Raw genomic sequence first — 6,963 nt, forward strand, 5'->3', positions numbered from 1 at the left:
CGGTAAGTTTTCCAATACACGTTCCAAAAACAAGTATAAGAGCAATAGAGCCGAGCATGTCACCCAAACTTTTTGCACAGTTTGTGTTAATGTCATCATTGGCAAGCCCAAAAGAAGGCCTGCCAACAATGAAGTTATAATAAAAGCAATAAATGGATTAATTTTAAACCATGTTATTTGAAGAACAAGAAAAATAATGCATGCTGCAAGAATTAATAGGCTCATTATATTGTCGTATGTTTTTATTTGTCCCACCAAACTCTTGTTGTAAAAGAGTCGGCACCTTGACGTTTAGAAGCTTCTGCTAAGTTAATTGAATTGACAGAATATTCTCCTGTTGGGTATTTAATTCGTCTAGGGATGGTTCCGTTTGTAACGTTTCCAGGGAAGTTTATCGGTGTTAATTTTGGGTATCCTGTTCTTCTCCAGTTGGCATATATTTCTTGTTCATCAACGAATAAAGCAACCCATACTTGAGTATGAATTTGATCCATTTTTTCATCAAATGAACCGTTAGTGTTAAATGGGTTAGCGGTTAAATATGGCGTAGCATCGTTTATGGTGTAACTTGCGCCGTAGATTCCCATATTTGTAAAAGAAGCTTTTACGGCTTTTTCATACAGGTTTTTATCTGTTTCTGCGGTGTACCATCCTCTTAGTGCTGCTTCTGCTAGATACAAATTAGTTTCTACATTACTAAGAATTATAAGAGGCGCATCAAATCTAAGAACCGTACTTTGATTGGGTTCTGAATAAGTAGCTTGTTCAGATGGAGAAGGGGCTGTTTTGATTCCGTTTGGAAAGCCTTTTTGCGCAGCGCTAGTAGTATTTTGTGTAGTTCCTTGCCAAACGCCAGCATACACAGAAATTCTAGGATCGGATGTTGCTTTTAATACATCAATAAAAGTTTTTGCAAGTTTGCCACCTTCCCCATTTTTTTGTCCAAAAGAGCCTTGAGAAAAATCTTGTCTTCTTGGATCGAAAGCGGATGGATTGCGGTTAAAATCATTTGGGCCGTCTGTATATTTCATTATGGCATTGTCTGTACCGTTAATGATTACTCCTCCAGCAATTGCTTTGGTGACCCAAGATTTAGATAGATTAGGATCAACTTTGGTAAGCCTCAACCCTAAACGAAGCATTAATGAGTAAGAGAATTTTTTCCACTTTGCGATATCTCCGTTATAGATCAAATCGGCATTGCCAAAACTTGATTTAGAAGGGTCCAATCCTAAGGCTGCTTCTTCTAACTCTTTTAAGAGATCTTTATAAATTGATTCTTGGCTGTCATACTTTGGCAGGAAAATTTGGGAAGTACTAGATTTTGCTGCGTCAAAGTATGGAATATCACCATATAAATCGGTTATTCTATGATATAAATAAGCTTTCCAAATTCGAGAAATGTTTAATTTGTTACTGTCATTTGGAGTGTTTTTTAGGGCATCAATTACAATTGAAATTTCATTAATCGCAGTTGGGTAGGCTTGAGAAAAATAGGCCGAATAATACACCTCATTGTTGAGGTATTTATCTCCCACACCAGAGGCTTCTTTATAGGTCGCGTAATGTTGGATCATCCCACCACATTGTAGTATGTTGGTAAAAAAATAATTGTTGTTTAAACCGTCTAATTGGGATTTGCTAAAAATAAAATTAACATTTCCTTTTTCAACCGCATTTGGATTGGTATTGATTTCTTCAAAATCCTTGGTACAAGCTGTGATGCTAAATAAAAATAGCCCAGCGAAATATAATATTGTGTTTTTCATTTTCCTTGCGTAATTATATCTTACTAAAAAAATAAGAATTGATTTATAATTTAACATTTAAGCTTAAACCAAAACTTCTAGTTTTTGGCACTCCAAATTGCTCTACTCCTTGTGCATTTCCAGCGCTGAAAACAGATTCAGGATCAACATTTGGTGTTTTCTTATAGAGAATAAATAAGTTTCTTGCTACAAATGACACAGACGCCCCTTGTATTTTTGACAACATTTTTATTCTACTAATTGGAAGTTGGTAGCCAATTATTATTTGTCTTAATTTAATAAAACTAGCATCATATATAAATTCAGATGAAATATTTCTAAGTCCATCGTAATACGTTCTTAAGTTTTCAGGGGCAATAACCATATCAACTGGTTTTCCGTTTGTATCAACACCTTTGATAGGTAAGCCATTTTCGCGACCTTCTAGTGTTAGTTTTGTGAGTCCCATTCTAGTTCCGTACAAGTCAGTACCTGAATACAGGCTACCTCCAAATTTCCCATCAATTAAGAAGCTAAAGGATAGTGACTTGTATTTGAATTCATTGTTGAAACCAGCTGCCAAGGATGAACACCTTGTCCTAATTCTTCAAGTGGTCCTCTTGCTATACTAGCAGAGCCGCCACTTACATTGTAAACTATATTTCCTTTACTGTCTTTTAGCGGACTGTATCCTTTTATAGTACTATAGGGTCTATTAATATCGCTTGCAATTGTAACATATCCATTTACTGAGGTTCCCATTGTGATAGAATTCAACTGCTCAGTTAATGCTTCTACTTTGTTTTGATTGTATGAAGTATTAAAACTGGCTTCCCAAGAAAAGTTGGTTGTGTTAATTATTTTCCCGCTAATGAGAAGTTCAACACCTTTGTTACTCATTTTTCCAACATTTAATAAAGCACTATTGGCTCCAGATGCCGTTGAGATGGTGGTTTCTACAATATCGTTGGTAGTAGAACGATTATACCAGGCAAAATCAACATTTAAGCGATTATTGAAGAAACCTAAGTCTGTACTATCTCGAAAGTTGTTGAGGTAAGTGGGCTTAAAGCTGGATTGGGTACCTTGATCCGGTTGGAGCTTGTAACTGCTGTCCGTTATGTCCTCCTTGGATCATAGAATATGAATAATTTAATGCATAAGGATCTGGTGTAGCGCCACCTACTTGTGCCATGAACTTCTTATTTTTGCAAATGAAATCCAGTTCGGCATCGTTGCTAATTCTGATAAGATTATACTTGTTCCTACTGATGGGTAGAAAATACTATTATTGTTTTTTGAAAGAGTTGAAAACCAATCTTGACGTCCTGTGAAATTTAAGAATATCGTATTTTTATAATCTAAATCGATTGCGCTATAGATTGAGTTTGTTTTGGTCTTTCCGTATAGATAGTTGTTGTTTAAAGTAGTTAAATTGGTAAGAGAATAAAAATCTTCTAATACAAATCCAGACCTTCGATTCTTGTTTCATCCCTAGATGTGGTACGTGAATTTACTCCAGCTAGTGCGGTTAGAGAAAAGTTTTCTAAAATATTTTTTTACTATAATTAAGTACTGCTTCGGAGTTGAGGTTAGACAAGACCATTTTTGAGCTTTGAACATATCCAATTGGATTGTTTAGAGTAGTTTTAGGTATATATCCGTAAAAATTATAATTTGTATAATCTTGTCCGATACGTCCTTGCAAAAACAGATTTGTTGGTATGCTAAATGTAAAACTAAATTTTGCTCCAAATCTATTTTTGCAAGGACGTATCGGACAAGATTATACAAATTATAATTTTTACGGATATATACCTAAAACTACTCTAAACAATCCAATTGGATATGTTCAAAGCTCAAAAATGGTCTTGTCTAACCTCAACTCCGAAGCAGTACTTAATTATAGTAAAAAAAATATTTTAGAAAACTTTTCTCTAACCGCACTAGCTGGAGTAAATTCACGTACCACATCTAGGGATGAAACAAGAATCGAAGGTCTGGATTTGTATTAGAAGATTTTTATTCTCTTACCAATTTAACTACTTTAAACAACAACTATCTATACGGAAAGACCAAAACAAACTCAATCTATAGCGCAATCGATTTAGATTATAAAAATACGATATTCTTAAATTTCACAGGACGTCAAGATTGGTTTTCAACTCTTTCAAAAAACAATAATAGTATTTTCTACCCATCAGTAGGAACAAGTATAATCTTATCAGAATTAGCAACGATGCCGAACTGGATTTCATTTGCAAAAATAAGAAGTTCATGGGCACAAGTAGGTGGCGCTACACCAGATCCTTATGCATTAAATTATTCATATTCTATGATCCAAGGAGGACATAACGGACAGCAGTTACAAGCTCCAACGGATCAAGGGTACCCAATCCAGCTTTAAGCCACTTACCTCAACAACTTTCGAGATAGGTACAGACTTAGGTTTCTTCAATAATCGCTTAAATGTTGATTTTGCCTGGTATAATCGTTCTACTACCAACGATATTGTAGAAACCACCATCTCAACGGCATCTGGAGCCAATAGTGCTTTATTAAATGTTGGAAAAAATGAGTAACAAAGGTGTTGAACTTCTCATTAGCGGGAAAATAATTAACACAACCAACTTTTCTTGGGAAGCCAGTTTTAATACTTCATACAATCAAAACAAAGTAGAAGCATTAACTGAGCAGTTGAATTCTATCACAATGGGAACCTCAGTAAATGGATATGTTACAATTGCAAGCGATATTAATAGACCCTATAGTACTATAAAAGGATACAGTCCGCTAAAAGACAGTAAAGGAAATATAGTTTACAATGTAAGTGGCGGCTCTGCTAGTATAGCAAGAGGACCACTTGAAGAATTAGGACAAGGTGTTCATCCTTGGGCAGCTGGTTTCAACAATGAATTCAAATACAAGTCACTATCCTTTAGCTTCTTAATTGATGGGAAATTTGGAGGTAGCCTGTATTCAGGTACTGACTTGTACGGAACTAGAATGGGACTCACAAAACTAACACTAGAAGGTCGCGAAAATGGCTTACCTATCAAAGGTGTTGATACAAACGGAAAACCAGTTGATATGGTTATTGCCCCTGAAAACTTAAGAACGTATTACGATGGACTTAGAAATATTTCATCTGAATTTATATATGATGCTAGTTTTATTAAATTAAGACAAATAATAATTGGCTACCAACTTCCAATTAGTAGAATAAAAATGTTGTCAAAAATACAAGGGGCGTCTGTGTCATTTGTAGCAAGAAACTTATTTATTCTCTATAAGAAAACACCAAATGTTGATCCTGAATCTGTTTTCAGCGCTGGAAATGCACAAGGAGTAGAGCAATTTGGAGTGCCAAAAACTAGAAGTTTTGGTTTAAGCTTAAATGTTAAATTATAAATCAATTCTTATTTTTTTAGTAAGATATAATTACGCAAGGAAAATGAAAAACACAATATTATATTTCGCTGGGCTATTTTTATTTAGCATCACAGCTTGTACCAAGGATTTTGAAGAAATCAATACCAATCCAAATGCGGTTGAAAAAGGAAATGTTAATTTTATTTTTAGCAAATCCCAATTAGACGGTTTAAACAACAATTATTTTTTTACCAACATACTACAATGTGGTGGGATGATCCAACATTACGCGACCTATAAAGAAGCCTCTGGTGTGGGAGATAAATACCTCAACAATGAGGTGTATTATTCGGCCTATTTTTCTCAAGCCTACCCAACTGCGATTAATGAAATTTCAATTGTAATTGATGCCCTAAAAAACACTCCAAATGACAGTAACAAATTAAACATTTCTCGAATTTGGAAAGCTTATTTATATCATAGAATAACCGATTTATATGGTGATATTCCATACTTTGACGCAGCAAAATCTAGTACTTCCCAAATTTTCCTGCCAAAGTATGACAGCCAAGAATCAATTTATAAAGATCTCTTAAAAGAGTTAGAAGAAGCAGCCTTAGGATTGGACCCTTCTAAATCAAGTTTTGGCAATGCCGATTTGATCTATAACGGAGATATCGCAAAGTGGAAAAAATTCTCTTACTCATTAATGCTTCGTTTAGGGTTGAGGCTTACCAAAGTTGATCCTAATCTATCTAAATCTTGGGTCACCAAAGCAATTGCTGGAGGAGTAATCATTAACGGTACAGACAATGCCATAATGAAATATACAGACGGCCCAAATGATTTTAACCGCAATCCATCCGCTTTCGATCCAAGAAGACAAGATTTTTCTCAAGGCTCTTTTGGACAAAAAAATGGGGAAGGTGGCAAACTTGCAAAAACTTTATTGATGTATTAAAAGCAACATCCGATCCTAGAATTTCTGTGTATGCTGGCGTTTGGCAAGGAACTACACAAAATACTACTAGCGCTGCGCAAAAAGGCTTTCCAAACGGAATCAAAACAGCCCCTTCTCCATCTGAACAAGCTACTTATTCAGAACCCAATCAAAGTACGGTTCTTAGATTTGATGCGCCTCTTATAATTCTTAGTAATGTAGAAACTAATTTGTATCTAGCAGAAGCAGCACTAAGAGGATGGTACACCGCAGAAACAGATAAAAACCTGTATGAAAAAGCCGTAAAAGCTTCTTTTACAAATATGGGAATCTACGGCGCAAGTTACACCATAAACGATGCTACGCCATATTTAACCGCTAACCCATTTAACACTAACGGTTCATTTGATGAAAAAATGGATCAAATTCATACTCAAGTATGGGTTGCTTTATTCGTTGATGAACAAGAAATATATGCCAACTGGAGAAGAACAGGATACCCAAAATTAACACCGATAAACTTCCCTGGAAACGTTACAAACGGAACCATCCCTAGACGAATTAAATACCCAACAGGAGAATATTCTGTCAATTCAATTAACTTAGCAGAAGCTTCTAAACGTCAAGGTGCCGACTCTTTTACAACAAGAGTTTGGTGGGACAAATAAAAACATACGACAATATAATGAGCCTATTAATTCTTGCAGCATGCATTATTTTTCTTGTTCTTCAAATAACATGGTTTAAAATTAATCCATTTATTGCTTTTATTATAACTTCATTGTTGGCAGGCCTTCTTTTGGGCTTGCCAATGATGACATTAACACAAACTGTGCAAAAAGGTTTGGGTGACATGCTCGGCTCTATTGCTCTTATACTTGTTTTTGGAACGTGTATTGGAAA

10 protein-coding genes and 2 pseudogenes are annotated in these 6,963 nt (G+C 35.2%); 7 read left to right on the forward strand and 5 right to left on the reverse strand.

Features of this window, described 5'->3' with window-relative positions:
• The 5 genes and pseudogenes from BXU11_RS17265 to BXU11_RS18480 form a co-directional block, all read right to left on the reverse strand.
• Positions 1–225 (reverse strand): annotated as a pseudogene (locus BXU11_RS17265) (GntP family permease); the annotation flags it as partial.
• Positions 226–242: 17 nt separating this feature from the next.
• Positions 243–1,769: a SusD/RagB family nutrient-binding outer membrane lipoprotein gene (locus BXU11_RS17270; protein ID WP_024982699.1), complete on the reverse strand. Its 1,527-nt coding sequence runs from the start codon at positions 1,767–1,769 to the stop codon at positions 243–245.
• A gap of 43 nt (positions 1,770–1,812) precedes the next feature.
• Entirely contained in the window at positions 1,813–2,331 is a 519-nt protein-coding gene (locus tag BXU11_RS18210; protein ID WP_223253781.1) for a hypothetical protein, read from the reverse strand.
• Positions 2,274–2,648, reverse strand: a complete 375-nt coding sequence (locus BXU11_RS18650) for a hypothetical protein (RefSeq protein ID WP_369803230.1) — start codon at positions 2,646–2,648, stop codon at positions 2,274–2,276. Before BXU11_RS18650 ends, BXU11_RS18210 begins: the two co-directional genes overlap by 58 nt.
• Positions 2,649–2,814: 166 nt before the next feature.
• Positions 2,815–2,943: a hypothetical protein gene (locus BXU11_RS18480; protein ID WP_255373966.1), complete on the reverse strand. Its 129-nt coding sequence runs from the start codon at positions 2,941–2,943 to the stop codon at positions 2,815–2,817.
• A 529-nt stretch (positions 2,944–3,472) separates the two neighbouring features.
• On the opposite strand from BXU11_RS18480, the gene BXU11_RS18220 reads away from it, so the two are divergent.
• The 7 genes and pseudogenes from BXU11_RS18220 to BXU11_RS17290 all read left to right on the forward strand — a co-directional run.
• A complete protein-coding gene (locus tag BXU11_RS18220; protein ID WP_223253782.1) occupies positions 3,473–3,763 on the forward strand; it encodes a hypothetical protein in 291 nt (96 codons plus the stop codon).
• Positions 3,764–3,987: 224 nt separating this feature from the next.
• Complete coding sequence (locus tag BXU11_RS18655; RefSeq protein WP_369803232.1) at positions 3,988–4,155, forward strand: hypothetical protein; 168 nt, start codon at positions 3,988–3,990, stop codon at positions 4,153–4,155.
• 25 nt (positions 4,156–4,180) lie between these two features.
• Positions 4,181–4,330 (forward strand): hypothetical protein, encoded by a 150-nt coding sequence (locus BXU11_RS18490; RefSeq protein ID WP_255373969.1) that lies wholly within the window; start codon positions 4,181–4,183, stop codon positions 4,328–4,330.
• Positions 4,323–5,159, forward strand: coding sequence for a hypothetical protein (locus tag BXU11_RS18230; RefSeq protein ID WP_223253783.1), 837 nt, complete (start codon positions 4,323–4,325; stop codon positions 5,157–5,159). The genes BXU11_RS18490 and BXU11_RS18230 overlap by 8 nt, the downstream gene beginning before the upstream one ends.
• 43 nt (positions 5,160–5,202) lie before the next feature.
• Complete coding sequence (locus tag BXU11_RS18495; protein ID WP_255373967.1) at positions 5,203–6,081, forward strand: SusD/RagB family nutrient-binding outer membrane lipoprotein; 879 nt, start codon at positions 5,203–5,205, stop codon at positions 6,079–6,081.
• Entirely contained in the window at positions 6,069–6,728 is a 660-nt protein-coding gene (locus tag BXU11_RS18500; RefSeq protein WP_255373970.1) for a SusD/RagB family nutrient-binding outer membrane lipoprotein, read from the forward strand. The genes BXU11_RS18495 and BXU11_RS18500 overlap by 13 nt, the downstream gene beginning before the upstream one ends.
• A 17-nt stretch (positions 6,729–6,745) precedes the next feature.
• A pseudogene (locus tag BXU11_RS17290) lies at positions 6,746–6,963 on the forward strand (GntP family permease); the annotation flags it as partial.

Origin of the sequence: Flavobacterium sp. LM5, from assembly GCF_002017945.1 — a bacterium.
Classification (GTDB): Bacteria; Bacteroidota; Bacteroidia; order Flavobacteriales; family Flavobacteriaceae; genus Flavobacterium; species Flavobacterium succinicans.

Bases quoted from the DNA above. Each gene is read 5' to 3' on its own strand.
- BXU11_RS17270 (WP_024982699.1), bottom strand. From the start codon at position 1,769: ATGAAAAACACAATATTATATTTCGCTGGGCTATTTTTATTTAGCATC.
- BXU11_RS18650 (WP_369803230.1), bottom strand. From the start codon at position 2,648: ATGAGTAACAAAGGTGTTGAACTTCTCATTAGCGGGAAAATAATTAAC.
- BXU11_RS18480 (WP_255373966.1), bottom strand. From the start codon at position 2,943: ATGGCACAAGTAGGTGGCGCTACACCAGATCCTTATGCATTAAATTAT.
- BXU11_RS18220 (WP_223253782.1), top strand. From the start codon at position 3,473: ATGCTAAATGTAAAACTAAATTTTGCTCCAAATCTATTTTTGCAAGGA.
- BXU11_RS18655 (WP_369803232.1), top strand. From the start codon at position 3,988: ATGCCGAACTGGATTTCATTTGCAAAAATAAGAAGTTCATGGGCACAA.
- BXU11_RS18230 (WP_223253783.1), top strand. From the start codon at position 4,323: ATGAGTAACAAAGGTGTTGAACTTCTCATTAGCGGGAAAATAATTAAC.
- BXU11_RS18495 (WP_255373967.1), top strand. From the start codon at position 5,203: ATGAAAAACACAATATTATATTTCGCTGGGCTATTTTTATTTAGCATC.